Consider the following 25464-nt stretch of genomic DNA (forward strand, 5'->3'; position numbering starts at 1 on the left):
GCGCCCGCATGACCCTCGACGAGCTGATCGGGGAGGTCCCCGGGGGGCGGCTCGTCCACCCCGCGGGCGGTCCGCCGGAGCCGGGCGCGACGAGGATCACCTCGATCGTCAACCGCGCCGACGCCGCCGGGCCGGGGGCCCTCTTCTGCGCGGTGCCGGGCCTGCGGGCCGACGGGCACGACTTCGCGGCCGACGCGGTGGCGCACGGCGCGGCGGCGCTGCTCGTCGCGCGGCCCCTCGACCTGCCCGTGCCGCAGGTCGTCGTGCCCGACGTGCGCCTGGCGATGGCGCTCGTCGCGGGCGCGCTGCACGGCCACCCCTCCCGTGTGATCGACGTGGTGGGGGTGACGGGGACGAACGGCAAGACCACGTCGGCGTTCCTGCTGCGCGCCGTGCTCGAGGCCGCCGGCCGCCGGTGCGGCCTGATCGGCACCATCGAGGCGCGGGTCGGCGGCGAGATCCTGCCGGTGACCCACACCACACCCGACGCCATCGCGTTGCAGGGGCTGCTCGCGCGGATGCGCGACGCGGGCGACACGGCGTGCGCGATGGAGGTCTCCTCGCACGCCCTCGACCAGCGGCGCGTCGCCGGCACGCGGTTCGCCGCGGCCCTGTTCACCAACCTCACGCGCGACCACCTCGACTACCACGTGGACGTCGAGTCCTACTACGCCGCCAAGCGCGCGCTGTTCGCGCGGCCGCCGGGGGAGGGCGACGACCCGCCCGGCGCCGTCAACCTCGACGACCCCGCCGGGGTGCGGCTGCAGCGCGAGACGGACGCCCTCGGCTACGCGGTCGACGCACCCGCCGACGTCCGCCCCGAGCGGGTCGAGGGGCTCGGCACCGGCATCCGCGCGCGCATCGCCACCCCGCGCGGGCCGATCGAGATCGCGAGCTCCCTGCGGGGCCGCTTCAACCTCTCCAACCTCACGGGCGTCGTCGCCGTCGGCGAGCTGCTCGGGCTCCCCCACGCGGCCGTCGCCGCCGGCATCGCCGCCGTCGGGGGCGTGCCGGGGCGGTTCGAGGCGGTCGACGCGGGACAGGCGTTCCCGGTGATCGTCGACTACGCCCACACGCCCGACTCGCTCGAGAACGTGCTGCGGGCGGCCCGGGAGCTCGTCACCGGAGGCCGCCTGATCGCGGTCTTCGGGTGCGGCGGCGACCGCGACCGCGGCAAGCGCCCGCAGATGGGCGACGCGGTGCGCCGGATGGCCGACGTGGCGGTGGTGACGTCCGACAATCCGCGCAGCGAGGACCCGGACGCCATCATCGGGGATATCGTCGCGGGGGACGGCGGACCGGCGGAGCTGGTCGTCGAGCCGGACCGGCGGCGCGCCATCGCGCTCGCCATCGGGCGCGCCGGACGGGGCGACGTGGTGCTGGTCGCCGGCAAGGGGCACGAGCAGGGGCAGGAGCGCGACGGGGTCGTCACGCCCTTCGACGACCGCGACGTCGCCCGAGAGATCCTCACCGGAAGCGGAGCGAGCGCATGAGGCTGACCGTCCACGACATCATGAGGTGCGGAGTCGAGACGCGGATCCCCGCGGGCAAGCCGGACACCGAGTTCGAGGGGGCGTTCGTCGACTCGCGCGAGGTGGTCGAGGGCGGGCTGTTCGTCGGCATCCGCGGCGAGATGGCCGACGGCGGCACCCACGCGCCGGACGCGCTGCGCGACGGCGCCGCGGCCGCGGTGGTGGGGGAGTCCGCCTGGCGGTGGATCGAGGGCGAGGTGCAGGGGCTGCGCAAGCCCGTGATCGTCACGCCCGACCCCGTCGGGGTGCTGCAGGCCGCGGGGCGGATCGCCCTGGAGCGCAGCGGGGCGCGGGTGGTGGGGGTGACCGGCGCGACCGGCAAGACGACGACGAAAGACATCATCGTCGCCATGCTCCGCGCCGCCGGCGTCGCCGCCGAGGGGACCCCCGGCAACCGCAACACGGGCATCGGCGTCCCCATGTCCCTGCTCGGCCTCGCGGAGGACTGCGAGGTCGCCGTCGTCGAGATGGGGATGCGCGGCCCCGGGCAGATCGCCGAGCTGGCCGCGCTGGCGCCGCCGGACGTCGCGGTCATCACCTCCATCGGGCCCGTCCACCTCGAGCTGCTCGGCACGGTCGAGGCGGTCGCCGCGGCGAAGGCCGAGATCCTGACGGCGCTGCGCCCCGGTGGGACCGCGGTGGTGCCGGACGACGAGCCGCTCCTCGACCCGTTCCTCGCGACCCTCGACCCGGGGGTGACGGTCGTGCGCTTCGGGGACCGCCCGGACCTCGACCTCGACCTGAGCGTGACCAAGGGCTGGCAGCTGCGCAACGCCGCGGCGGCGCTTGCGGTGTGCCGGGCCCTCGGCGCCGTCCCGCCGGAGGGTGCCCGCATCGAGGTTGAGCTGTCCGCCCTGCGGGGCCAGGAGCGCCCCCTGCCCGGCGGCGGGATCCTCATCGAGGACTGCTACAACGCGAACCCGATCGCGATGCGGGCCGCCCTCGCCGACCTGGCGGGCCGCCCGGGGCGGAGGGTCGCCGTGCTCGCCGACATGATGGAGCTCGGCCCGGCCGAGCTGGACTTCCACCGCGAGATCGGCGCGGCCGCCGCCGCCGCCGGCATCGACCTGCTGGTCGCCGTCGGCGAGCGCGCCCGCGCGTACGCCGAGGGCGCCGAGGGCCTGGAGACGATCCGCATCGACACGGTCGACGAGGCCGTCGGCCGGGTGCCGGAGCTGATCGAGGACGGCGACGTCGTGCTGCTCAAGGGGTCGCGCTCGATGGCCCTCGAGCGGATCGGCGCCGCCCTGGCGCCGGGGGCCTAGCCCGTGCCGCGTGTCCTGATCGGGGCCATCACGGCCGCCACGCTGCTGATGTTCCTCGGCCCGAAGTTCATCGCCTGGCTGCGGGCCAACGAGGTCGGCCAGTTCGTGCGCCCGGCGGGCCTGATCCCCGCCGGTCACGCGGAGAAGCAGGGCACCCCCACCATGGGCGGGCTGCTGATCCTGCTCTCGACGACGCTGCCGTTCGTGATCCTGTCGAGCCGCAGCACCGAGGCCATGCTGGTCCTGTTCGCGACCATCGCGTGCGGCGCGATCGGCTTCGTCGACGACTTCATGAAGATCGTGAAGAAGCGCTCCCTCGGCCTGTCGGGGCGCCTGCGGATGCTCGGCCTGCTGGTCGTGGCGGCCGTCGTGGTGCTCGTCGCCGTCAACGTGGTGGGCCTGCCGACGACGCTCGTCATCCCCGTCTGGGACCAGTCGTTCGAGATCGGCGCCGCCGCGTTCTTCGTGGTGGTCTTCCTCGTCGTGGCGGGCGCCGCGAACGCCGTCAACCTGACCGACGGCCTCGACGGCCTCGCGGCGGGCTGCGCGGCGATCGTGCTGCTGTCGTACACGGCCATCGCGTTCGTCTCCGACCAGCGCGACCTGGCGATCTTCGGCGCGACCGTCGCCGGCTCGTGCGTCGGCTTCCTCTGGTTCAACTCGTTCCCGGCGGCCGTCTTCATGGGCGACACCGGCTCCTACGCGCTCGGCGGGGCGATCGCCGCGATGGCGGTGATGACGAAGACGGAGCTGCTGCTCGTCGTGATCGGGGCGATCTTCGTGGCGGAGGCGCTCTCGGTCATCATCCAGGTGATCGTGTTCAAGAAGTTCCGGGCGCGGGTGTTCCTGATGACCCCGGTGCACCACCACTTCGAGATGGCGGCGTGGAGCGAGACGAAGATCATCGTGCGGTTCTGGCTGATCGCGGCGATCTTCGCGGCGGTCGGGTTCACGCTGTACTTCCGCGACCTGCAGAGCCTGTCGGGATGACCCCGTCCGCCCCGGCGTTCTCCCCGGGGTCGGTGCGGGCGTTCCGGTTCACGGAGCGCTCGGCCGACTGGTCGACCGGCGTGGTGCGGCTCGGGTACGCGCTGGACGACATCGCGTTCACGGAGACGTTCACGTTCCCGGTGCCGGAGGGCGCGGCGCCGGCGGGTGACCGGGCCCGCGCGCTCGACGGGGCCGTGGGGCTGCTGCACCTGGTGGCGGGCGTCAGCTACTACAAGGCGGCCGTCCCGCCGCGCATCACCGTGGACGGCGACGCGCCGCCCGCGGCGACGGCGCGGGCCCTGGAGCGCCTGTGGACGCAGGGGCTCGGGGAGTTCGCGTGGCGCAACGGGCGCCCCGACGTCGGCCACGGCATCGCGTTCCCCGACGCCGGCGACGGCGACCCGGAGCCGGCCCCCGCCCTCGGCCTGGCGCCGCGGTCGCTGGTGCCGGTCGGCGGGGGCAAGGACTCCGTCGTCTCGCTGGCGGCGCTGGTCGCGGCGGGGGAGGACGTGATCGCGTTCTCGGTGGGGCGCAAGCCGTCCGCCGACGCGGCGGCGCGCATCGAGGGCGTCCCGATGCTCCACGTCACCCGGGACCTCGACCCCCGCCTGTTCGACCTGAACCGGGCGGGCGCGTTGAACGGCCACGTCCCGATCACGGCGATCGTGTCGTGCGCCGCCGTGGTCGCGGCGGTCCTCCACGACTGCGACGCGGTCGTGATGTCGAACGAGCGGTCGGCGTCGTCCGGCAACTTCGACTGGCCGGCGTTCGGCGGCGTGGTGAACCACCAGCACAGCAAGGGGTGGGAGGCCGAGCGCGACCTCGCCGCGATCGTGCGCCGCGACGTCGCCTCCGACCTCGCGTACTTCTCGCTGCTGCGGCCGTGGTCGGAGCTCGCGATCAGCCGGGCGTTCGCGGCGCTGCCGGAGCACCACGCGACGTTCATGAGCTGCAACGTGGGGTTCAAGATCCACGAGCCGGCGGTGCCCGGGTGGTGCGGTGACTGCCCGAAGTGCCGGTTCGTCTTCCTGGCGCTCGCGCCGTTCCTGGACCGGCCGGCGTTGACGGGGGTTTTCGGGGCGGACCTGCTCGACGACCCGTCGCAGGTGCCGGGGTTCCGGGAGGTCCTCGGCATCGAGGAGGACAAGCCGTTCGAGTGCGTCGGCGAGGTCGACGAGGCGCGGGCCGCGCTGCGGACCGTCGCGGCGGACCCGGCGTGGTCGGGCGCCGCGGTGGTGGTGGCGCTCGCGGACGCCGCCGGCGGGCCCGACGCCGCCGCGATCGCGGCGTGGCTCGATCCCCGCGGCGACCACGCGATCCCGGGACGGCATCTGCGGGCGGCGCGTGCGGCTCTCGGAGCTTGAGGGCCGGAGGGTCGGGGTGTGGGGGCTCGGCCGCGAGGGCCGGGCGATCGCCCGCGTCGTGGCGGAGCGCCTGCCGGGGACGCCGCTGACGCTGGTCGACGAGGGCGTCGCGGGGGCGGGGGAGGGGGTGTCCTCTGACCCGGCGGCCCTGCTCGGGTGCGACGTGGTGGTGCGGTCGCCGGGGATCAGCCGGTACCGGCCGGAGGTGGACGCCCTCCGCGACGCGGGTGTCGTGGTGACGACGGGGACGAACCTGTGGTTCGCGGAGCACGCCGGGGCCCCGGCGATCGGGGTGACGGGGAGCAAGGGCAAGAGCACGACGAGCGCCCTGATCGCGCACCTCGCGGCGGCAGCGGGGCGGCGCGTGCAGCTCGCCGGGAACATCGGGGTGCCCCTCGCGGACCTGATCGCGACGGACGGCGGCGGCGTGGACCTGTGGGTGCTGGAGCTGTCGAGCTTCCAGACGAGCGACCTCGACGCGTCCCCGCCGGTGGGGGTGCTGCTGAACCTGTTCCGGGAGCACACGGACTGGCACGGGACGCAGGAGCGGTACCACGACGACAAGCTGAACCTGTTCGCCCACCGCCGGGACATGACGTCGGTGCTGAACGCCGCGGACCCGGTGGTGCGGGAGCGGGGGGCGGGGCTGCCGGGTCCCCGGTGGTTCTGCGACGGCGCGGACTTCGACGTGGCGCCCTCCGGCGTCACCCGCGGCGGCGCGCCGTTCGTGGCGCGGGAGCGGATCGGCCTCGCCGGTGACCACAACCTCGTGAACGTGTGCGCGGCCCTGACGGCGCTCGAGGCGGTGGGCGTCGCCGTCGAGGGGGTGACGGACGCGCTCGCGGACTTCCGTCCCCTGGCGCACCGGATGGAGCCGGTGGGGGAGCGGGACGGGGTCCTGTTCGTGGACGACAGCATCGCGACGATCCCGGAGGCGACGGTCGCCGCCGCCCGGGCCCTCGCCCCCCGGCCCGCCGTCCTCCTCGTCGGCGGCCACGACCGCGCCCAGGACTACGCCCCCCTCGCCGCCTACGTCGCCGGCGCCGGCAGCGGGGTCGCCGGGGTGGTGGGGCTGCCCGGCAACGGCGCGCGGATCCTGGACCGGATCGCGGAGGAGGGGTCCACCACCACCGGCGGGCCCCTCCCCCCGGCCGTCCTCGCCGGCGACCTCGCCGACGCCGTCGCCCACGCCCGCCGCCTCGTCCCCGCCGGCGGCGTCGTCCTCCTCTCCCCGGGAGCCCCCACCGGCGACGACTTCCGCGACTTCCAGGTCCGGGGCGACGCCTTCGCCTCCCTCGTCCGCTCCGTCCTCGAGGGCTGACCCCCGGCCGATCGCCGCGTCGGGGTGCTTCGGTCGATCGGCCGCGCCTCCGAGGTCCAATTGGCCGTGACCCCGGCGGTCACTTGGTCGTGGCCCGGAGGTCCATTTGGCGGCGACCCTTCCGGCCACTTGGCCGTGACACCGAGGTCCATTCGGCCGTGCCCCTTCCGGCCACTTGGCCGTGACCCCGCCGGCCATTTGGCCGAGATCCCGAGGTCCAATTGGCCGCGACCCCCGCCGGCCACTTAGCCGTGACCCCGCCGGCCACTTGGCCGTGACCCCGGCGGCCATTTGGCCGCGACCCCCGCGGCCGATCGACCGTGACCCCTCCAGGGGGACCCGGGGGGACGTGACCCGGGACCCGGAGGGGACGCGACGGGGGAGGGAGGGGACGCCGCCCGGCGAAGACCCTGGGACCGATGGCCGCCCCGCGCACCGCATCCCGGACCGCTTCGCGGCCGGCCTCACGACCGGCCTCACGATCGGGGTCCCGACAGTCCTCCCGACCGGCCTCCCGGCCGTCGTCGCGCGCCGTCGCGTCGCCGGGGGCGGTCCGTCCCGAGCGGCTCCTCGCCGCCGTCGTGCTCGCGCTCGTCTGCTTCGGCCTCGTGATGGTCTTCTCGACGTCGAGCACCACCGCGCTGCTCAACGACGGCGACCCCATGGGCCTCGCGATCCGCCAGGCGGCCTACGCCCTCGTCGGCCTCGGCGCCTACGCCGTCTTCGTGAGGATGAGCCCCGAGGGCATGAAGCGCCTCGGCCCCCCCGCGATCGGGGTCTGCATCTTCCTGCTCCTCGTCGTCCTCGTCCCCTCCATCGGGACGCAGGTCAACGGGTCGCGCCGGTGGATCTCCCTCGGCGGCCTCGGGGCGATCCAGCCGTCCGAGATCGCGAAGCTCGCCCTCGCCCTCTGGATCGCACAGGCCGTCGTCCGCCGCCCGTCGAGCCTCCGCACCGGGAAGGGCCTCGTCCCGTTCCTCGGCGTCACCGGCGTCCTCGCGTTCCTCATCCTCATCGAACCCGACATGGAGACCGCGGTCATCGCGGTCATCACGGCGTTCGTGATGCTCCTCGTCGCGGGCGCGCGGACCCGGCACCTCGGGGGCATCGTCGGCGTCGGCGTCCTCATCGCGACCATCGGGATCCTCGCGGAGCCGTACCGCCGCGCCCGGATCCTCTCGTTCATCGACCCGTGGAGCGACCCCGACGGCGTCGGCTTCCAGAGCGTCCAGGCGCAGGTCGCCCTCGGATCCGGCGGCCTCCACGGCGTCGGCCTCGGCGACGGCGTCCAGAAGGCGTTCTACCTGCCGGAGGCCCACACCGACATGATCCTCGCCACCATCGGCGAGGAGCTCGGGCTGATCGGCGTCCTCGCCGTCCTCGCCGCATACGGACTCTTCGCCGTCGCGGGCTACCGCATCGCGCTCGGCGCCCGTAACCTGCACCAACAGGTCCTCGCGGCGGGTCTCACGACGATGGTCGTGATGCAGGCCGCGGTCAACGTGGGCGCCGTCGTCGGCGTCATGCCGGTCACCGGGGTGCCGCTGCCCTTCGTGTCGTTCGGCGGAAGCAACCTGATCACGTTCCTGGCCTGCACGGGCATCCTTGTCAACATCGGCCGCCGCTCACACACCCACGCCCGAGGGCTCTCCGTCGTCGACGGCGGTGAGGGTCGTGATCGCGGCCGGGGGGACGGGCGGGCACGTGATGCCGGCGCTGGCGGTGGCCGACGCGCTGCGCGCGCGGGGGGCTGAGGTCACGTTCATCGGCGCGCGCGGGGCGGGGGCGTCCGCCGCCGTCGCCGCCGCCGGGTACCGCGAGGACGTCATCCCGCTGAAGGGGTTGTCGCGCACCCCCACCATCCGGAACCTCTGGGCCGTCCTCCTCGCCGCCGTCGCCACCCCCCGCGCCGCCGGCCTCCTCGTGCGCCGCCGCGCCCAGGTCGTGGTGGGAGGGGGCAGCTACGTCGCCGGACCCGTCGCCCTCGCCGCGTGGCTCACCCGCCGCCCGCTGCTCCTCACCGAGGCCGACTCCCACCTCGGGATGGCGAACCGCCTCGCCGCCCCCCTCGCCCGCCGGGTGACACTCGCGTTCCCGCTCGCCGGCCGCTCCGGCCGCAAGTACCTCGTCACCGGCCGCCCCGTCGGCCGCGCCGTCACCCAGGCCACCCGCACCGCCGGCCGGCGCGCCTTCGGCATCGACCCCGAGGCCACCGTCGTCCTCGTCGTCGGCGGCAGCCAGGGCGCCCGGTCCCTCAACCGGGCGGCGGTCGAGGCCTTCGGCGACGACCCCCCGGTCGAGGTCATCCACGTCGCCGGCCCCACGCAACTCGACGAGACCCGCCGCCTCCTCGCCGCCCGCACGCCCGGTCCCCGGTACCGGCTCATCGGGTACCTCGACAACCTCCCCGACGCCATCGCCGCCGCCGACCTCGTCATCTCCCGCTCCGGGGGCTCGGTGTTCGAGCTCGCCGCGATCGGCCGCCCCTCCATCCTCGTGCCGTACCCGCACGCCACCGCCGACCACCAGGCGAAGAACGCCCGCTGGCTCGCCGAGGCCGGCGCCGCCATGGTGCTGCCCGACGTCGACTGCAGCGGCGAGCGCCTCCGCGGCCTCGTCGGCGCCCTCCTCTCCGACCGCCGCCGCCTCGAGGCGATGGCGGAGGCCGCCCGCCGCGTCGGCAGGCCCGACGCCGCCGACGTCGTCGCCGAGGAGGCCCTCGCGCTCGCGCGGCCGCGCCGCCGCCTGCGCCTCCCGCGCCCGCGGCTCCGGCTGCCGCGCCCGCGGCGGGGCCGGTGAGCCCGGGGGGGACGGCGACCCCGGGCCCGCGGCGCATCCACCTCGTGGGCATCGGCGGCGCGGGCATGAGCGCCCTCGCGCGCCTCGCGCAGGCCGCCGGGTACCGGGTCGCGGGCAGCGACCGCGAGGCGTCCGCGACGCTGGACGCCCTCCGCTCCGAGGACATCGACGCCCGCGTCGGCCACGCCGCGGAGTCCCTCGGCGCCGACGCCGACGCCCTCGTCGTCTCCACGGCCATCGCGGACGACAACCCCGAGCTCGTCGCCGCCCGCCGGCGCGGCCTGCCGGTCCTCCACCGGTCCGAGCTGCTCGCCGAGCTGATGGCCGGCCGCCGCGGCCTCGCCGTCGCCGGGGCCCACGGCAAGTCGACGACCAGCGCGATGCTCCACGCCGCACTCGGCGACGCGTCCGCGTGCGTCGGGGCGACCATCGCCGGCGGCAACGGCACCGGGGCGGTCTGGGGCACCGGGCCGTGGTTCGTCGCCGAGGCCGACGAGAGCGACCGGTCGCTGCTGAACCTGCGGCCCGAGGCCGCGATCCTCCTCAACGTCGACCACGACCACCACGCCACCTACGCCTCGCTCGACGAGGTCCGCGACGTCTTCCGCACCTTCGTCGCCGCGCTCCCGCCGGACGGCTGCCTCGTGGTCGGCCCCGACGCCGACGCCCGGGCCTGCGCCGACGCCGCACCGTGCCCGGTCCGCGTCGTCGGCGACGTGCCCGGCGCGTTCTGCCGGGTGGAGCGCCCCGGCGCGGGGGGGTTCACGCTCGTGCTCGCCGACGGGCGACGCGTCGACGTGCCGCTCGGCGTCGCCGGGCTCCACAACGCCGAGAACGCCGCCTGCGCCCTCGCGCTCGCCGACTGGTGCGGCGTCCCCCCCGACGTCGCCGCGGGGCGCCTCGCCGGCTTCACGGGCGTCGGCCGGCGGATGGACCCGCGGGGCGTGGCGGGCGGCGTCGAGGTCGTCGACGACTACGCCCACCACCCCGCCGAGATCCGCGCGACCCTCCAGGCCGCCCGCGAGCGCGGCGCCGGCCGGGTGCTCGTCGTCTTCCAGCCCCACCTCCCGTCCCGCACGCGCGCCCTCGGGCCCGAGCTCGCCACGGCGCTCGGCGCCGCCGACGTCGTCGTGGTGACCGACGTCTACCTCGCCCGCGAACCCGCCGACCCCGCCGTCACCGGGCGCGCCGTCGTCGAGGCGGTGCCGCCCCCGGCCCGGGCGGTGTTCGCGGCGACGCTCGCGGAGGCCCGCGACGTGCTGCTCGCCGAGGCCCGCCCCGGGGACCTCATCCTCACCATGGGCGCCGGCGACGTGACCACGCTGGGGCAGGAGTTGGTGGCCCGGTTGGGGAACACGTCTCCTGATGGGAGCACCCACGAGCGCACCGGCCCTGCCTGACCTCGAGAGGGACGCCCCCCTCGCCCCGCTGACGACGATCCGGGTCGGCGGGACGGCCGACGCCCTCTGCCGGGCCGGCTCCCTGCGCGACGTGGTCGCGGCGCTCGCGTGGGCGCGCGACGCGGGCCTCCCCACGGCGGTCGTCGGGCGCGGCTCGAACCTCCTCGTCGCCGACGCCGGCTTCCGCGGCCTCGTCATCCGCCTCGTCGGGCGGCTCACCGCGATCTCCGTCCGCGGCACCGACCTGTGGTGCGGCGGCGGGGCGTCGCTGCCCCGCGCCGTCCAGCGCGCCGCCGCCGCCGGCCTCGAGGGCCTCGAGTGGGGCGCCAGCATCCCCGGCACCGCGGGCGGCGCCGTCGCGATGAACGCCGGCGCGCACGCCGGGGAGCTCGCCGACTCCCTGCGGTGGGCCGTCATCTGCGGACCCGACGGCCGGCGCCGCGTCGGCCCGGAGGACCTCGAGCTCGGCTACCGCCGGTCCGCCGTCCGCCCCGGCGAGGTCGTCGCCCTCGCCGCGTTCGCGCTGACCCCCGGCGACCCCGGGGAGATCGCCGCCCGCCTCGCCGCCTTCCGCGGCCACCGGCGCGCCACCCAGCCCCAGGGGGTGCGCACCTTCGGCAGCGTCTTCACCAACCCCCCCGGCGACTCCGCCGGGCGGCTGCTCGAGGCGGCCGGCTGCAAGGGGCTCACCATCGGCGGCGCCCGCTTCTCGCCCGTGCACGCCAACTTCATCGAGGCCTCGCCCGGGTGCCGCGCCACCGACGTCCTCGGCCTCATCGCCGAGGGACGCCGGCGGGTCGCCGCCGCCGGTGGACCGGACCTCGTGCCCGAGGTGCGCTACCTCGACCCCGAGCGCGGCATCGTCCGCGCGCCGGTGGAGGGGTGAGCACCACCCGCCCGCCCGGGGCCGCCGCCCGGGGCCCGCACCCCGCGGTCGCCGAGCGCCGCCGCTCCGTCGCACGCCAGCGTGGACGCCGCCGTCGCTCCGGCGCCCTGCTCCTGCTCGGCACGGCCGCCGCCGTCGCGATGCTCTACTGGCTCATGACCGGCCCGCTGCTCGGCGTCACCGAGGTGCGCGTCGACGGCTACGACCGGCCCGACCGCGCCGAGCTGGTCAGCGCCCTGGACCGCGCCGCGGGGGAGGGGACGATCCTGTCGCCCTCGACCGCGGAGATGCGCGAGGCGGCCGCCGCGTTCCCGTGGGTCGAATCGATCTCCGTCGCCCGGACCTGGCCGCGCGGCCTCGCCGTCGACGTACGGCAGGCGGTCCCCGTCGCGGTCGCCGCGTCGGGGGACCGGGCGGTCCTCGTGGCGGCGGACGGCCGGGTGCTGGAGGAGCGCGACGGGGCCGCCGGCGTCGGGTGGATGCTGCTTCCGGAGGAGCCCCCCGCGGTGGGCGCCCGCCTGCCCGAGGGGTCGCGCGCGGCCCTCGCGTTCATCGCCGCCACCGACCCCGCGGTGGGGAGGAGGATCCGGGCGCTGACCACCGACCGCGACGGCGCGCTCACCGGCCGCCTCGACGGCGGGCCGCGGCTGCGGCTCGGCCCCCCGGAGCGCCTCGCCGCGAAGGCGTCGGCCCTGGCGCTGGTGCTGTCGAACCTGACGCGGGAGGACGAGCAGGCGGCCTCCTACATCGACCTCACGTTCCCCGAGCGACCCGCCCTGGGACCACCCACCTGACCCTCGATCTGTGATCGAGGGTTCAGCACGTCGGCGCGAAAAGCCTCGACTCATACATGAGTTGTGCTTGACACACCGTTCCGGCCGATCTAGTTTTCAGGCTGGTGGAGCCGTGCCTACGCCAGGTGTGACGGCGTCGAAACTCGCTCCCGCAACCCTCGATCAGTGGTCGAGGGCGTCCTGAATCACCGCATGAGCAGTGCCGATCGGGGGAGTCCGGTGGAGACGAGCAACTACTTGGCGGTCATCAAGGTGATCGGCGTCGGCGGGGGTGGCGTCAACGCCGTGAACCGCATGATCGACGCGGGTGTGCGCGGCGTGGAGTTCATCGCCGTCAACACCGACGCCCAGGCGCTGTCCATGTGCGACGCCGACGTCAAGATCCACATCGGCGGCACCATCACGAAGGGGCTCGGCGCGGGCGCCGACCCCCGCGTGGGGCGCGACGCCGCCGAGGAGAGCCGCGAGGAGCTCAAGGAGGCCGTCCGCGGCGCGGACATGGTCTTCGTCACCGCCGGCGAGGGCGGCGGCACCGGCACCGGCGCGGCCCCCGTCATCGCGCAGATCGCGCGGGAGCAGGGCGCGCTGACGGTCGGCGTCGTGACGCGGCCCTTCATGTTCGAGGGGGCGCAGCGCACCCGCCGCGCGGAGGACGGGATCGCCGAGCTGCAGAAGCAGGTCGACTCGGTCATCGTCATCCCGAACGAGCGCCTCATCCAGGTGGTCGAGCGGCGCACGTCGATCATCGACGCCTTCCGCATGGCGGACGACGTCCTCCGCCAGGGCGTGCAGGGCATCACGGACCTGATCACGGTCCCCGGCCTGATCAACCTCGACTTCGCCGACGTCCGCACGATCATGCAGGACGCCGGCGCGTCCCTGATGGGCATCGGCACGGCGTCCGGCGAGAACCGCGCGTCCGAGGCGGCGAAGGCGGCGATCTCCTCGCCGCTGCTCGAGACCACCGTCTCCGGCGCCACCGGCGTGCTGCTCAACATCACCGGCGGCACCGACCTCGGCCTCTTCGAGATCGACGAGGCCGCCGGGATCATCCGCCAGGCCGCCCACGACGACTGCAACGTCATCTTCGGCGCGGTCATCGACGAGTCGATCGGCGACTCGCTGCGGGTCACGGTCATCGCCACCGGCTTCGACGGCGCCGAGGCGCCGCAGGAGGAGCGGTCCGAGCCGCGCTTCGGCCGCCGCGAGCGCGAGGGCGCCGCGGTCCCGCAGCCCGCCCCGCGCCGCGGCGCGCCGGCGTCCCGCCCCGCCCCGAGCCGCCCGCCCGCCGAGACCCGGCAGTCCCTCACGCTCGACCAGTCGGAGCGCAAGGGCTTCGAGATCCCGGACGACGCGCTGGAGATCCCCGACTTCCTGAAGTAGCCGCCCCGCGTCAGGCCGCGGACAGCACGTCCGCGGCCAGGCGCGCGGTTCCGGTGCGCATGCGCGCCCGGCCGTCGTTCGTCACCACGAGCGCCGCACGGCGCCGGTCGTCGTCGAGGAACGCCGACGCGACCCACCGCAGGTTCGACCCCTGGTGGCCGATGCCGACGCCCCGCAGCGCGCCGCGGGCGCGGGGGGGCGGGTGCACCCAGCCCATCGCGACGGCGGGCCCCGCCGCCGGCGGGGCCAGCAGGCGGGCGACGGCGTCCTCGTCGAGCACCGTCGCACCGCCGTCGAGGAACTCGGCGACGAACCGGCCCCAGTCGGCGAGGGTCATGTGCAGGCCCCCCGCCGGGTCCATCACCCGCGGGTTGTCGGCGTCGGGGGCGTCCGGCGGGACGGGCCGCCCCCGGCCCGCGGCGCCCCACCGCGGCGCGTGCCCCCACGGGCCGCCCGGCGGCGCGCCGACGCCGGCGGAGCGGATGCCGAGCGGGCCGAGCAGGTCGTCGCGCAGCGCGTCCTCCCACGGGCGCCCCGCGACCGCCTCGATCACGGCGCCCGCGACGACGTACCCGAGGTTCGAGTAGGCGAAGGCGCCGGGGCGGAGCGGGGGGTCCGCGAGGGCCCGCGCGGCGGCCTCGGCCCGTTGCGCGGCCGGGGGCCGCGGGTCGGCGTGCGCGGCGGCGAGGACGGCGGGCGCGAGGTCTCCGGGGAGGCCCGCGCGGTGGCGCAGGAGCGCGTCGATCGTGACGGCGCCCCACCCCCGGTCCATCCCGGGGGCGAGATCCGGGAGGAGGTCGGGGAGGGGGGTGCCCCAGGCGGCGGCGCCACGCGCGACGAGGCGGGCGTAGAGGGCCGCCGTGAACGCCTTCGTGCACGAGCCGATGTGCCACGGGTCGTCGGCGCGGACGGGGACGTCGCCCCCGCGCACGCGCACCCCGGTGACGGCGACCGCGGCGGGTCCGGAGGCGTCGACGCGGGCCGCGGCGAGACCCGGCGGGCGCAGGCGCCGCGCCGCCCGGGCGAGGCGCGCCTCGAGGTCGCCGGGGGTCATCGCCGCGGGCCCGGGAGCGGGGCGGGGGTGGCGGTGTCCGGCCGGACCGAAGTGGTAGCGTCAGTCCGGATGGCGGTCGCCCCTGCGTACACCTCCCTGCACGAGCGCCACACCGCGCTCGGGGCCAGGATGGGGTCGTTCGCGGGCTGGGACATGCCCCTCTCCTACACCACCGCGCGGGCCGAGCACACCGCGGTGCGGGAGCGGTGCGGCGTCTTCGACGTGTCGCACATGGGCCAGCTCGAGGTGTCGGGCGCCGGCGCCCGCGACGCCCTGACGCGGGTGCTCACGAACGACGTCACCGCCCTCGGCCCGGGCCAGGGCCAGTACACGCTGATGTGCGAGGACGACGGCGGCGTCATCGACGACCTGATCGCCTACGCCCTCGCCGACCGCTTCCTGCTCGTCGTCAACGCGTCCAACATCGCCGCCTGCCGCGACCGCCTCGACGCGCTGCTGCCGGCGGGCGTCGACCTGGCCGACCGGTCGCCCGAGGTCGCGATGCTCGCGCTGCAGGGCCCCGCGTGGGCCGCGGCGCTCCGGCCGCTCGTGGCGACGCCGACGGCCTTCACGCTCGACTACTTCGAGATCGGCGAGGACCTGGTCGGCGGCGTGCCGTGCCTGATCGCCCGCACCGGGTACACCGGCGAGCCCGGCGTCGAGCTCATGTGCCCCTGGGACGCCGCGCCCGCCCTCTGGGACGCGCTCATGTCCGTCGAGGGTGCGCCGGAGCCGGCGGGCCTCGTCGCCCGCGACACGCTGCGGATGGAGATGGGCTACCCCCTCTACGGCCAGGAGCTGTCGCGGGCGCGGACCCCGATCGCCGCGGGGCTGCGGTGGGCCTGCGACCTCGACGGCGGCCGCTTCGCCGGCGCCGAGGCCATGCGCCGCGAGGTCGAGGAGGGCGGTGGCGAGCGCCTCGCCGCGTTCACGCTCACCGAGGCCGGCATCCCCCGCGCGGGCCAGGACGTGCTCGTCGCCGGCGCGCGCGCCGGGACGGTCACGAGCGGCACCCTCTCGCCGACGCTCGGCATCGGGATCGGCATGGCCTACCTGCCCGCGCCGGCCGCCGCGCCCGGCACGGACATCGTGATCGACGTCCGCGGCAAGCCGAAGACCGCCCGCACCGCCCGCCGCCCGCTCGTGGCGACGTCCCCGAAGGAGTGAAGGAGCAGCCCGTGGCCGCCGACGAGACCTACCCCACCGACCTGCGTTACCACCCCGAGCACGACTGGGTGCGGATGGACGGCGACGAGGCCGTCTTCGGGATCACCTGGTACGCGCAGGACGCCCTCGGCGAGGTCGTCTACTACGACCCGCCCGAGGTCGGCGCGACGATCACGAAGGACTCGTCCTACGGCGAGCTGGAGTCCGTGAAGGCCGTCTCCGACATCTTCGCGCCCGCCAGCGGCGAGGTGACCGCCGTGAACCCCGCGGTCGCCGACAAACCGGAGACCGTGAACGAGGACCCCTACGGCGAGGGCTGGCTCATCCGCGTCCGCCTCAGCGACCCCTCCGAGCTCGACGCCCTCATGGACGAGCCCGCCTACCGCGCGTACCTGGCCGGCCTGTGAGCCGCTACACCTCCCTCACCGACGACGACCTGCGGGTCATGCTCGACCTGATCGGCGCGGCATCGGTCGACGAGCTGTTCGAGGACCTGCCGGAGGGCGTGCGCCTGCGGCGGCCGCTCGACCTGCCGGCGGGGATGTCGGAGCAGGAGGTGTTCGCCCACCTGTCCGCCCTCGCGGACCGGAACGTCAGCGCCGCCGACGAGACGACCTTCCTCGGCGCCGGGATGTACGACCACTACGTGCCGGCGCTGATCGACTCGATCCTGTCCCGCTCGGAGTTCCTCACCCCGTACACGCCGTACCAGCCGGAGATCTCGCAGGGCGGGCTGCAGGTGATGTTCGAGTACCAGACGGCCATCTCCGAGCTGACCGGCCTCCCCGTCTCGAACGCCTCGCTCTACGAGGGCCCCTCGGCCGTCGGCGCGGCCGCCTACCTCGCCAAGCTCGCCAACGGCCGCCCCGACGTCGTGGTGTCGCGGGGCGTCCACCCGCACAGCCGGGCGACGCTCGAGACGCTCGCGCCCGGGTACGGCCAGAACGTCGTGGAGGCGCCGCTGCGCGACGGGGTCACCGACCTCGACGCCCTCACCGGCCTCATCGGGCCGGGGACGACCGCGGTCATCGTGCAGCAGCCGAACTTCCTCGGCGCCGTCGAGGACCTCGCGCCGCTCGTCGCCGCGGCGAAGTCCGTCGGCGCCCTGGTGGTCTGCGCCTGCGACCCGCTCCCGATGGCGCTCCTGCGCACCCCGGGCGAGCTGGGCATCGACGTCGCCGTGGGGGAGGGGCAGTCGCTCGGCAACCGCCTCGACTACGGCGGCCCGTCCTTCGGGTTCTTCGCCGCGAGCCAGGAGCACATCCGCCGCATGCCGGGGCGCATCGCCGGCGAGACGCGCGACGTCGACGGCCGCCGCGGCTTCGTGCTGACGCTCCAGACCCGCGAGCAGCACATCCGCCGCGAGAAGGCGACGAGCAACATCTGCACCGCCCAGGTGCTCAACGCCCTCGCCGGGGTCATCTACCTGTCCTGGCTGGGCCGCCGCGGCGCGGTCGAGCTCGCCGAGCTGATGCTGCGCCGCGCCGACTACGCGCGGCGCACCCTCACCGCCCTGCCGGGCGTCCGCGCCCTGCACGACCAGCCGATCGCCCGCGAGTTCGCGCTCGCGCTCGACGCGCCCGTCGAGGCCGTCATCGAGCGGTGCGCCGCGGAGGGGGTCAACCCCGGCTACGCCCTCGGCCGCGACTACCCCGAGCACCCCGACGGCCTGCTCGTGGCGATCACCGAGCAGCGCTCGCGCGCCGACATCGACCGCCTGGCCGACGTCCTCGGGCGCGCGGTCGCCGCGGGGTCGCGAACCGGCGCCCTGACGGGGGCGCGGGCATGAGCGTCTCCGTGCAGACCCCCCAGCAGCGCGACCACGCCACCACGATCTACGAGCGCTCGCGCCCCGGGCGCCGCGCTTTCACCCCGCCGCCCCTCGACGTGCCCGAGGTCCCGCTCGACGACCTGCTCGCGCCGCACCTGCGCCGTGAGGCCCCCGCGGCCCTCCCGGAGGTCGCCGAGCCCGAGATCGTGCGTCACTACAACGGCCTGAGCAAGCGCAACTTCGACCTCGACAGCGGCTTCTACCCGCTGGGGTCGTGCACGATGAAGCACAACCCGAAGCTCCACGAGCGGGTCGCTGCGCTGCCGGGCAACGCCCGCCTGCACCCCCTGCAGAGCCCCGCCCGGGCGCAGGGCGCCCTGGAGCTGATGTGGCTGCTCGAGCGGGCGCTCGCCGAGGTGTCGGGCCTGCCGCACGTCTCCCTCCAGCCGAGCGCGGGATCGCACGGCGAGCTGGCGGGCGTCCTGCTGACCCGGGCGTACCACGCCGACCGCGGCGACGAGCGCACCCTGGTGCTGACCCCCGACACGGCCCACGGCACCAACCCGGCCACGGTGACGATGGCGGGCTACGAGGTCGTGAAGGTCGGCACGTCGCCCGACGGCGGCGTCGACCTCGAGGACCTCCGCCGCAAGGCGACCGACCGCGTCGCCTGCCTCATGCTCACCAACCCGAACACGCTCGGCCTCTTCGACCCCAACATCGAGTCGATCGCGCGCATCGTCCACGACGCCGGCGCGACGCTCTACTACGACGGCGCCAACCTGAACGCCGTGATGGGGATCAGCCGCCCGGGCGACATGGGCTTCGACATCGTGCACTTCAACCTGCACAAGTCGTTCACGCAGCCGCACGGCGGCGGCGGCCCGGGCGCCGGCCCGATCGCCGTCTCCGACCGCATCGCGCCGTACCTGATGGTCCCGCGGATCGTCCGCACCGAGCCCGAGGGCGGCGGCGCGCCCGTCTACGACCTCGACCACGACGGCCCCAAGTCGATCGGGCGCCTGCGCGGATTCCAGGGAAACTACGGCGTCTTCGTCCGCTCCTACGCCTACATCTGCTCGCTCGGCGCGGAGGGGCTGCGTGAGGCGTCGGAGATCGCCGTCCTCAACGCCAACTACCTCCTCGCCCTTCTGAAGCGGGAGGGCATCGGCGAGCACCTGCCGCTGGCCTACGGCGAGCGCTGCATGCACGAGTTCGTGCTGTCGGGGGCGCCGATGAAGCGCGACCTCGGCATCCGCACGACCGACCTCGCCAAGCGGCTGCTCGACTTCGGGTACCACCCGCCGACGGTCTACTTCCCGCTGCTCGTCGAGGAGGCCCTGCTCGTCGAGCCGACCGAGACCGAGACGCGGGAGACCCTCGAGGCCTTCGCCGACGCGGTCGGCGAGATCCTGCGGGAGGCGGCCGACGACCCGGAGATCGCGCGCAACGCGCCGTACAGCACGCCGGTGCGGCGCCTGGACGAGGCCGCCGCCGCCCGCACCCCCGTGGTGCGGCAGCCGCCGCCGGACTGATCGGCGGGCGCCCGGGCGACGGCCCGGGCGCCCCGGCGCGGGGTTGGTCGTCGGGGTGGGCGGACCGTCCCGTCGGGGAGGTTCCACGGGAACATCGGCGGTCGTAGAGTCGGCCTGAGCCGATGTCCACCGCCCTCCGACGATCCGACCTGGCGGCCGCCCTGCGGTTCGTGGGCGACGCCGCCGAGTCGGCCGACCCCGCCGACTTCCGGCGGCGGCTGATGGAGGGCCTGCCACGGCTCGTGCCGGCGTCGATGATCTCGTACAACGACATCACGGGCGACGGCGAGCCGCTGGTGCTGCTCGACCCTCCCGACGCGATGACGCCGGAGCGCGTCGCCGCGTTCCTGCGGCTGGCGGGGGAGAACCCCCTGGTCGCCCACTATGCGACGACCGGCGACCCGCGGCCGATGAAGATCTCCGACCTGCTGAGCCGTCGCGACTTCCGCCGCACCGAGCTCTACCGCACCGTCTACGGCCCGATGGGCGTCGAGTACCAGATGGCCGTCACGCTGCCGGCCGGCCCGGGCGAGATCGTCGGCATCGCCCTCAACCGCGACCGCCGCGACTTCGGGGAGCGCGACCGGCAGATGCTCGACCTGCTGCGCCCGCACCTCGCCCGGCTGCGGCGTGACGCCGCCGCACGGGCCACGGTGCGCACCCTCGCCGCGCTCACCGACCGGGTGCTCGGCGACGGCGGGCGCGCCGCGATCGCCGTCGGCCGCGACGGCACCATCGTCCACGTCGGCGCGGGCGCCCCCGAGATGCTCGCCGCCCACCTGCCGCCACCCCTCCGCGCGGGGACCCTGCCCGAGGCCCTCGCCGCGTGGCTGCGGCCCCCCGGCGCCCCGGGACGGCGGCCCGTCACGGACCTCGTGGTCGAGGGCGCGCGCGGACGACTGGTCGCCCGCCTCCTCCCGGCCGCGGACCGGGACGTCTACGACGTGATCCTGCTGCAGGAGCACCGCGCGGGGGCGGAGCGCGCCGCGCTCCTCGGGCTCGGGCTCAGCGCGCGCCAGGCGGAGGTGCTCGCCCTGGTCGCCCGCGGCCACGGCAACGCCGAGGTCGCGCGGATGCTCGCCGTCAGCCCGCGGACCGTCCAGAAGCACCTGGAGCACGTCTACGACCGGCTCGGCGTGCGGTCGCGGGCGGCCGCGGCGGCGCGCGCCGTCGCGGCCGGTGGGGTGCCGGACCCCGGCTGAGGCCATACGCCGAACGGCGTATGGACAGCCCCGCGGGCGCTGGCCGACGATCCGGGCGTCGATCCCCGGGAGACCCCATGACACGACGACGCCGCACCCGCCTCGCCCTCGCCCTCGCCGCCGTGGGGGCGGCCGCCGCGCTGGCGCCCGCCGCCGGGGCCGCCGCACCCGCCGCCGGCGACCGCGACCCCGTCGTCCTCGCGAAGCTGACCCCGTTCTCCGAGCAGGCCGCCCGCGACGTCGCGGCCCGCACCGGGCTGGCCCTCGACGGCACCATCCCCGGGATCGGGTGGGCCTCGTACCGCATCGACGGCGACGTCGGCGCCGCGCACCTCGCCCTGCGCCGCGACCCCGCCGTCTGGCGCATCGACCACATGCAGCCCGGCGAGACCGCCGGCGCCCAGCTCACGCCGAGCGACACGATCTTCACCCAGCCCGGCCAGGTCGCCGCCGGCCAGCTCACGGCGTCGTGGAACTGGCACTGGACGATCACCAACTTCCCCGCGGCGTGGGACATCGCCCGCGGCGACGCCAACACCCGCGTGCTCGTCATCGACAGCGAGTTCGACACGGAGCACCTCGAGCTCAAGCCGAAGCTCCTCACCGGCCGGAACTTCGACTCCGGGACCGCGGCGTACGGCACCACCAGCGTCCGTGCCCGGGACGTCGACCTCGGCACCCTGCACGGCTCCCACGTCGCCGGCCTGATCGCGGCGGTCAGCGACAACGCCAACGGCGTGACGGGCGCCTGCTTCGACTGCGTCGTCATCCCGTACAAGGTCAGCCTCCGCGGCGGCCCGCCCGGGTCGACCCAGTCCACCGACGCCAAGTGGGTCCGCGACGTCGCCGAGGCGCTCACTGACGCCGCGCGCCGCAACGACGTGCGCGTCATCAACATGTCCCTCGGCACCGACCGGTTCCACCAGTCCCTGCAGGACGCGGTGAACCTCGCCCTCGCGAACGGCAAGGTGCTCGTCGCGTCGTCCGGCAACGGGCAGCTCGACAACCCGGGGGTGCCGAACTACCCGGCGTCGTTCCCCGGCGTGATCGGCGTCGGCGCGACCCAGCCCGACGACAACATCGCCCCCTTCAGCACCAACGGCGACTTCGTCGACGTCTCGGCGCCGGGGCACGGGATCCTCTCCACCTGGGACCAGCGCATCCCGCCGAACGCCCAGCCGCCCGTGACGCCCCCCACCCATGGGATCGGCTTCACGAACCTGTCGGGCACGTCGATGGCGACCCCCATCACGGCGGGACTCGCCGCCCTGATGCTCCAGATCCGCCCGGACCTCACGGCGTCCGAGGTGCAGGGTCTCCTGCAGTCCAGCGCCGTCGACCTCGGCGCGCCCGGGAGGGACCCGGTCTTCGGGTCGGGCCGCATCGACGCGCTCGCGGCGCTCCGCGCCGCCCAGGCCTACGTCCGGCCCGCCCCGCCCGCCCCCGCGCCGCCGCGTGCGCTGCCCACCGCCCGGTTCTTCTGGTCGTGCACCGTCGCCGGCCGCAAGGTCCCGGCGGGGCGCGCGGCGTTCGTCGGGGCGCGCCGCGGCGTGAAGGCGGTCTGCACCGGCCGCACCGCGCCGGCGTTGCGCCGGGTCCGTCTCGAGATCCAGCGCTTCTCGGTCCGCCGCGGCTGGACCCGCGTCGGGATCGTGAGGACCAGCAACACGGGGCGCTTCGGGTTCACGCGCCGCCTCACCACCGTCGGCAACTGGCGCCTGCGGGTGGCCTACGCCGGCTCGGCGACGCTGGCGCCGTCACCGTCGGCGGGCGTCCGCCTGCGGGCGCTGCGCCGGGCCTGACGGGTGCACGCCCGGAGGACGCCCCCGCGGTGGGGGCGTCCTCCGGCGCGGGGCTCAGCGCTCGGGGGTGCCGCTCACGAGCTCCATGTCGGCGGAGATCGTGAAGTCGGAGGCGCCACCGGTGGTCTGGTCGATCGACCAGGAGACCGGCAGCGACAGCGCCGGGGCGAACACGACGATGTCCGTCCGGGTGCCCGGCGTCGGGCCCTCGAACGTCGCGTCGGTGCGGTACGTGACGGTGCGGACGGTGCGCCCGTCGACCGTCGCGGTACCGGTGCCGGTCACCTTGGCCGTGTAGCTGACCGCCAGCTCGCCGAGCTGGTAGTCGCCGCCCCACTCGTCCCCGGCCTTCATCGGGCGCGGGTGGTCGAGGGCGGCCGGGACGACGTCGTCGCGGGTGTCCGCGCCGATGCCGACGAAGGTGACCTTGGTGCGGCGCCACTCGGCGGTGGTGCCCGCCGGGTCGACCCGGAAGCGCGCCTCCTCGACGTGCTCCTGGGAGAAGCGCAGGTCCTCGTGGTAGCCCTCGGCCGTGGGGGAGATGATGTAGACGGCCTCGGCGGGCAGGGGGCGCTCGGCGGAGAGCACGCCGGTGCCGGCGGCCTCCTCACCGGTCACCCGGTAGCGGTAGACGCCCGCGGCGGGCACGCCCGGCCGGGGGGCCACGTCGGGGGTGGAGTCGGCGGTGCGGAACTCCGAGACGGCGTCGGTCGCCTCGACCGCGGTGCTGGTCTGGGCGCCCTGCCACACCCACCAGGCGCCGCCGACGGCGCCCAGCAGGACGACGAGCGCGACGATGCGCAGGGGTCGGCTGATGAAGGAGATCACCGTGGGTCCATTCCGTGAGGGGGAGGTGTCGACCCACTCATCGGCCGGGGACCCCCGGATCTTTCGCGACGGGGCGGATGCCGCCGCGCCGCGAGGCGGGTTCTAGGCCTCGACCGCGGGGTCGGTGAGCGACAGCAGGGCGCTGCTCCACGGGGCGGGCGTCGCCGTGCGGTGGGGCCGCGCCAGGAGGTAGCCCTGGCCGTACGGGACCCCGAGGGAGCGGAGGGTCGCCAGCTCGTCGGTGCTCTCGATCCCCTCGGCGACGATGGCGGCGCCGAGCTCCTTCTCGAGCGTGACCATCGAGCGCACCAGCGCACGCTTGGCGTGGTCGAGGTGGATGTCGTGGATCAGGGAGCGGTCGATCTTGATGTAGTCCGGGTTGAGCTGCGTCACGTGGCGCATCGACGCGTGCCCGGCGCCGGCGTCGTCGATCGCGACGAGCGCGCCGCGGCCCCGGTAGTCGGCGAGACGGGACGAGAGGCGGGCGTAGTCGCCGACGGCCTCGTGCTCGGTGATCTCGATGACGAGCCCCTCGAGGGTGCCGTCGCCGAGGGCCTCCTCCATCTCGGGGGCGAGGATCGCGTCGGGGCTCATGTTCACCGACAGGTACGCGCCGGCGGGGATGGTGTGGCGCAGCGCGCAGGCGCGGCGGACGCACTCCACCTCGATCTCGAGGCCGAGGCCGACGGCGTGCGCCTCGGCGATCCAGCGGTCCGGCGGGCGCTGCGGCTCGGCGCGGAAGCGCGAGAGCGACTCGAAGCCGACGGTGCGGCCGTCGCTGAGCGACACGATCGGCTGGAAGACGGTGGAGATCGTCTCGGGGGCGTGCAGCACCGTGAGGATCGACTCGCGGCGCTGGGCGAGCGAGGCCGTGTAGCCGGCGGTGTACTCGACGCCGTCGAGGCGGCCGCGGTCGAAGGCGACGACGCGGCGTGCGCCGGCCCGGGCGGCGGCGAGGCCCTCCTCGGCGGCGGCGAGCGCGTTGGCGGCGTTCTCGGCGTCGTGGGGGAGCACCACGAAGGTGGCGCGGGCGGTCAGCTCACCGGCGTTGCCGGCGGCGATCGTCTGCACGGTCTCGGCGATGCGGCGTCCGTCCTCGGGCTCGTGGCCGATGCCGATCCACGCGAAGCGGTCGCCGGCGAGCCGGCTCCAGACGCCGCCCGTCAGGCCGCAGCCCTCGAGCTGCACCGCGAGGTCGGAGAGCAGGGCGTCGCCGGCGCCGTAGCCGTGCTGGGCGTTCCAGCGGCCGAAGCCGTCGAGGTCGACGCTCACCAGCACCGCCGGGCGGCTCGACGAGGCGGCCTGCACCACGCCGGCGACGTGGCGCGAGAAGGCGCGCTGCTCCAGGAAGCCCGACAGCGGGTCGGTGTCGGTCTGGCCGTGGACGCGCAGGAGGGCGACGAGGCGCCAGAAGAGGAGGCCGGCCACGAGGAAGACGAACGGCCGGACGGCGGTGGGGGCGAGGACGCCGGCGGGGCCGCTCAGCAGCAGGCCGATCGCGGCCAGGAGGGTCTTCGAGGGGCCGAGGACGGCCTGGGCCTCGGTCACGCGGATCGGCCGCCGGGCGGCGAGCGCGAGCAGCGCCATCGCCAGCATGAAGCCGATCATCGCGACGCCGATCAGCCCGGCGCCGAGGTCCCGGGTCACCATGTAGGTGACGAGGCCGTCGGTGACGCCGAGCGCGATGAACGCGTACGCGAACCAGACGAAGGCCGTCTGGCGGGTGACGGCGGACCGCCGGACCGCGTTGAACAGGGCCGCGAGGAGCAGCAGGTCGAGGACGACCGGCACCTGGAGGGCGATGTTCTGGGTCGCCGGCAGCGTCGGCTGCCACAGCAGCGCGACCACGATCACGAAGAGGCTGGCCAGCACCGACAGCTCGATGCCCCAGCCCTCGACGCGGTGGCGGCGCGACTCGTGCAGGGCGGGCTGGCGCATCAGCCAGAGGGCCCGGTACCAGAAGGGGTACGCCATCAGGAAGCCGATCTGGCTCCATGCGGCGGGGCTGCGGACGTCGCCGCCCGTGAGGAGGAAGACGAGGTACGGGATGCAGCCGAGGCTCCAGGAGGCGAGCCCGCGGGCGAAGAGGGTCCAGACGGTCGCCTCGACGCCGCTGGTCCGCGACGCGGCCTCGCGCGTCGCGACCAGGCCGAGGACGGCCATCACGCTCACGAGGATCACGGCGCTCGCCGCGGCGACCTCGGTGCTGACGCGGCCGGTCTCGGCCATCGTCGCCACCGTGAGGATGGCGGCGGCGGCCATGACGAGGGTCAGGAGCACCCGGCGGTCGTCCAACCGGGGCAGCTGCAACCGTGGGACGTGGGTCGCGATCACAGGTGGGCTATCGGCACGCGCGATGACGCCCCTGAGC

20 protein-coding genes are annotated in these 25464 nt (G+C 75.6%); 17 read left to right on the forward strand and 3 right to left on the reverse strand.

Going from position 1 to position 25464, the window contains the following annotated elements:
- The first annotated feature begins 8 nt into the window (after nt 1-8).
- The 11 genes from IU369_RS07150 to ftsZ all read left to right on the forward strand — a co-directional run bounded on the left by IU369_RS07150 (nt 9) and on the right by ftsZ (nt 13734).
- Nucleotides 9-1493, forward strand: a complete 1485-nt coding sequence (locus tag IU369_RS07150; protein WP_217923884.1) for a UDP-N-acetylmuramoyl-L-alanyl-D-glutamate--2,6-diaminopimelate ligase — start codon at nt 9-11, stop codon at nt 1491-1493.
- Nucleotides 1490-2797 carry a UDP-N-acetylmuramoyl-tripeptide--D-alanyl-D-alanine ligase gene (locus IU369_RS07155; RefSeq protein WP_217923885.1) on the forward strand — a complete coding sequence of 436 codons (1308 nt, stop codon included), beginning with the start codon at nt 1490-1492 and terminating at the stop codon, nt 2795-2797. The genes IU369_RS07150 and IU369_RS07155 overlap by 4 nt, the downstream gene beginning before the upstream one ends.
- A gap of 3 nt (nt 2798-2800) precedes the next feature.
- A complete protein-coding gene (gene mraY, locus IU369_RS07160) occupies nt 2801-3787 on the forward strand; it encodes a phospho-N-acetylmuramoyl-pentapeptide-transferase (RefSeq protein WP_217923886.1) in 987 nt (328 codons plus the stop codon).
- Nucleotides 3784-5151, forward strand: a complete 1368-nt coding sequence (locus IU369_RS07165) for a MurL-like N-terminal domain-containing (protein WP_217923887.1) — start codon at nt 3784-3786, stop codon at nt 5149-5151. Before mraY ends, IU369_RS07165 begins: the two co-directional genes overlap by 4 nt.
- Nucleotides 5152-5167: 16 nt before the next feature.
- Complete coding sequence (gene murD, locus IU369_RS07170; RefSeq protein ID WP_217923888.1) at nt 5168-6472, forward strand: UDP-N-acetylmuramoyl-L-alanine--D-glutamate ligase; 1305 nt, start codon at nt 5168-5170, stop codon at nt 6470-6472.
- Nucleotides 6473-6891: 419 nt separating this feature from the next.
- Nucleotides 6892-8226 (forward strand): putative lipid II flippase FtsW, encoded by a 1335-nt coding sequence (gene ftsW / locus IU369_RS07175; protein WP_281426215.1) that lies wholly within the window; start codon nt 6892-6894, stop codon nt 8224-8226.
- Nucleotides 8180-9271 carry a UDP-N-acetylglucosamine--N-acetylmuramyl-(pentapeptide) pyrophosphoryl-undecaprenol N-acetylglucosamine transferase gene (locus tag IU369_RS07180; protein WP_246551458.1) on the forward strand — a complete coding sequence of 364 codons (1092 nt, stop codon included), beginning with the start codon at nt 8180-8182 and terminating at the stop codon, nt 9269-9271. Before ftsW ends, IU369_RS07180 begins: the two co-directional genes overlap by 47 nt.
- Nucleotides 9268-10671: a UDP-N-acetylmuramate--L-alanine ligase gene (gene murC / locus IU369_RS07185; RefSeq protein ID WP_217923891.1), complete on the forward strand. Its 1404-nt coding sequence runs from the start codon at nt 9268-9270 to the stop codon at nt 10669-10671. The genes IU369_RS07180 and murC overlap by 4 nt, the downstream gene beginning before the upstream one ends.
- Nucleotides 10637-11557, forward strand: a complete 921-nt coding sequence (murB, locus tag IU369_RS07190; protein WP_217923892.1) for a UDP-N-acetylmuramate dehydrogenase — start codon at nt 10637-10639, stop codon at nt 11555-11557. Before murC ends, murB begins: the two co-directional genes overlap by 35 nt.
- Nucleotides 11554-12351: a cell division protein FtsQ/DivIB gene (locus IU369_RS07195; protein ID WP_217923893.1), complete on the forward strand. Its 798-nt coding sequence runs from the start codon at nt 11554-11556 to the stop codon at nt 12349-12351. Before murB ends, IU369_RS07195 begins: the two co-directional genes overlap by 4 nt.
- Before the next feature lie 192 nt (nt 12352-12543).
- Nucleotides 12544-13734, forward strand: coding sequence for a cell division protein FtsZ (gene ftsZ / locus IU369_RS07200; protein WP_217923894.1), 1191 nt, complete (start codon nt 12544-12546; stop codon nt 13732-13734).
- Nucleotides 13735-13744: 10 nt separating this feature from the next.
- Here the strand turns inward: ftsZ and IU369_RS07205 are convergent, their stop codons facing one another.
- The gene (locus IU369_RS07205) at nt 13745-14788 is read right to left on the reverse strand and encodes a serine hydrolase domain-containing protein (RefSeq protein WP_217923895.1); all 1044 of its coding nucleotides are present in this window, start codon (nt 14786-14788) and stop codon (nt 13745-13747) included.
- Between the two features lie 69 nt (nt 14789-14857).
- Between IU369_RS07205 and gcvT the strand changes: the two genes are divergently transcribed.
- The 6 genes from gcvT to IU369_RS07235 all read left to right on the forward strand — a co-directional run bounded on the left by gcvT (nt 14858) and on the right by IU369_RS07235 (nt 22265).
- Complete coding sequence (gcvT, locus tag IU369_RS07210) at nt 14858-15955, forward strand: glycine cleavage system aminomethyltransferase GcvT (RefSeq protein WP_217923896.1); 1098 nt, start codon at nt 14858-14860, stop codon at nt 15953-15955.
- An 11-nt stretch (nt 15956-15966) separates the two neighbouring features.
- Entirely contained in the window at nt 15967-16362 is a 396-nt protein-coding gene (gcvH, locus tag IU369_RS07215; RefSeq protein ID WP_217923897.1) for a glycine cleavage system protein GcvH, read from the forward strand.
- A complete protein-coding gene (gcvPA, locus tag IU369_RS07220; protein WP_217923898.1) occupies nt 16359-17744 on the forward strand; it encodes an aminomethyl-transferring glycine dehydrogenase subunit GcvPA in 1386 nt (461 codons plus the stop codon). Before gcvH ends, gcvPA begins: the two co-directional genes overlap by 4 nt.
- Nucleotides 17741-19261: an aminomethyl-transferring glycine dehydrogenase subunit GcvPB gene (gene gcvPB / locus IU369_RS07225; RefSeq protein ID WP_217923899.1), complete on the forward strand. Its 1521-nt coding sequence runs from the start codon at nt 17741-17743 to the stop codon at nt 19259-19261. Before gcvPA ends, gcvPB begins: the two co-directional genes overlap by 4 nt.
- Nucleotides 19262-19383: 122 nt before the next feature.
- Nucleotides 19384-20463 (forward strand): response regulator transcription factor, encoded by a 1080-nt coding sequence (locus IU369_RS07230; RefSeq protein ID WP_217923900.1) that lies wholly within the window; start codon nt 19384-19386, stop codon nt 20461-20463.
- Between the two features lie 77 nt (nt 20464-20540).
- Nucleotides 20541-22265 carry a S8 family peptidase gene (locus IU369_RS07235; RefSeq protein ID WP_217923901.1) on the forward strand — a complete coding sequence of 575 codons (1725 nt, stop codon included), beginning with the start codon at nt 20541-20543 and terminating at the stop codon, nt 22263-22265.
- A gap of 54 nt (nt 22266-22319) precedes the next feature.
- On the opposite strand, the gene IU369_RS07240 is transcribed toward IU369_RS07235, so the two are convergent.
- Together IU369_RS07240 and IU369_RS07245 are read right to left on the reverse strand one after the other, a co-directional pair.
- Nucleotides 22320-23093, reverse strand: a complete 774-nt coding sequence (locus tag IU369_RS07240; RefSeq protein ID WP_217923902.1) for a YfgM family protein — start codon at nt 23091-23093, stop codon at nt 22320-22322.
- 102 nt (nt 23094-23195) lie between these two features.
- A complete protein-coding gene (locus IU369_RS07245) occupies nt 23196-25373 on the reverse strand; it encodes an EAL domain-containing protein (RefSeq protein ID WP_217923903.1) in 2178 nt (725 codons plus the stop codon).
- Nucleotides 25374-25464: the final 91 nt, after the last annotated feature.

The sequence above is a fragment of the Miltoncostaea oceani genome, from assembly GCF_018141545.1.
Taxonomy (GTDB): domain Bacteria; phylum Actinomycetota; class Thermoleophilia; order Miltoncostaeales; family Miltoncostaeaceae; genus Miltoncostaea; species Miltoncostaea oceani.

Bases quoted from the DNA above. Each gene is read 5' to 3' on its own strand.
- IU369_RS07150 (WP_217923884.1), top strand. From the start codon at position 9: ATGACCCTCGACGAGCTGATCGGGGAGGTCCCCGGGGGGCGGCTCGTC.
- IU369_RS07155 (WP_217923885.1), top strand. From the start codon at position 1,490: ATGAGGCTGACCGTCCACGACATCATGAGGTGCGGAGTCGAGACGCGG.
- IU369_RS07165 (WP_217923887.1), top strand. From the start codon at position 3,784: ATGACCCCGTCCGCCCCGGCGTTCTCCCCGGGGTCGGTGCGGGCGTTC.
- ftsW (WP_281426215.1), top strand. From the start codon at position 6,892: ATGGCCGCCCCGCGCACCGCATCCCGGACCGCTTCGCGGCCGGCCTCA.
- IU369_RS07180 (WP_246551458.1), top strand. From the start codon at position 8,180: ATGCCGGCGCTGGCGGTGGCCGACGCGCTGCGCGCGCGGGGGGCTGAG.
- murB (WP_217923892.1), top strand. From the start codon at position 10,637: ATGGGAGCACCCACGAGCGCACCGGCCCTGCCTGACCTCGAGAGGGAC.
- ftsZ (WP_217923894.1), top strand. From the start codon at position 12,544: ATGAGCAGTGCCGATCGGGGGAGTCCGGTGGAGACGAGCAACTACTTG.
- IU369_RS07205 (WP_217923895.1), bottom strand. From the start codon at position 14,788: ATGACCCCCGGCGACCTCGAGGCGCGCCTCGCCCGGGCGGCGCGGCGC.
- gcvT (WP_217923896.1), top strand. From the start codon at position 14,858: ATGGCGGTCGCCCCTGCGTACACCTCCCTGCACGAGCGCCACACCGCG.
- gcvPB (WP_217923899.1), top strand. From the start codon at position 17,741: ATGAGCGTCTCCGTGCAGACCCCCCAGCAGCGCGACCACGCCACCACG.
- IU369_RS07230 (WP_217923900.1), top strand. From the start codon at position 19,384: ATGTCCACCGCCCTCCGACGATCCGACCTGGCGGCCGCCCTGCGGTTC.
- IU369_RS07235 (WP_217923901.1), top strand. From the start codon at position 20,541: ATGACACGACGACGCCGCACCCGCCTCGCCCTCGCCCTCGCCGCCGTG.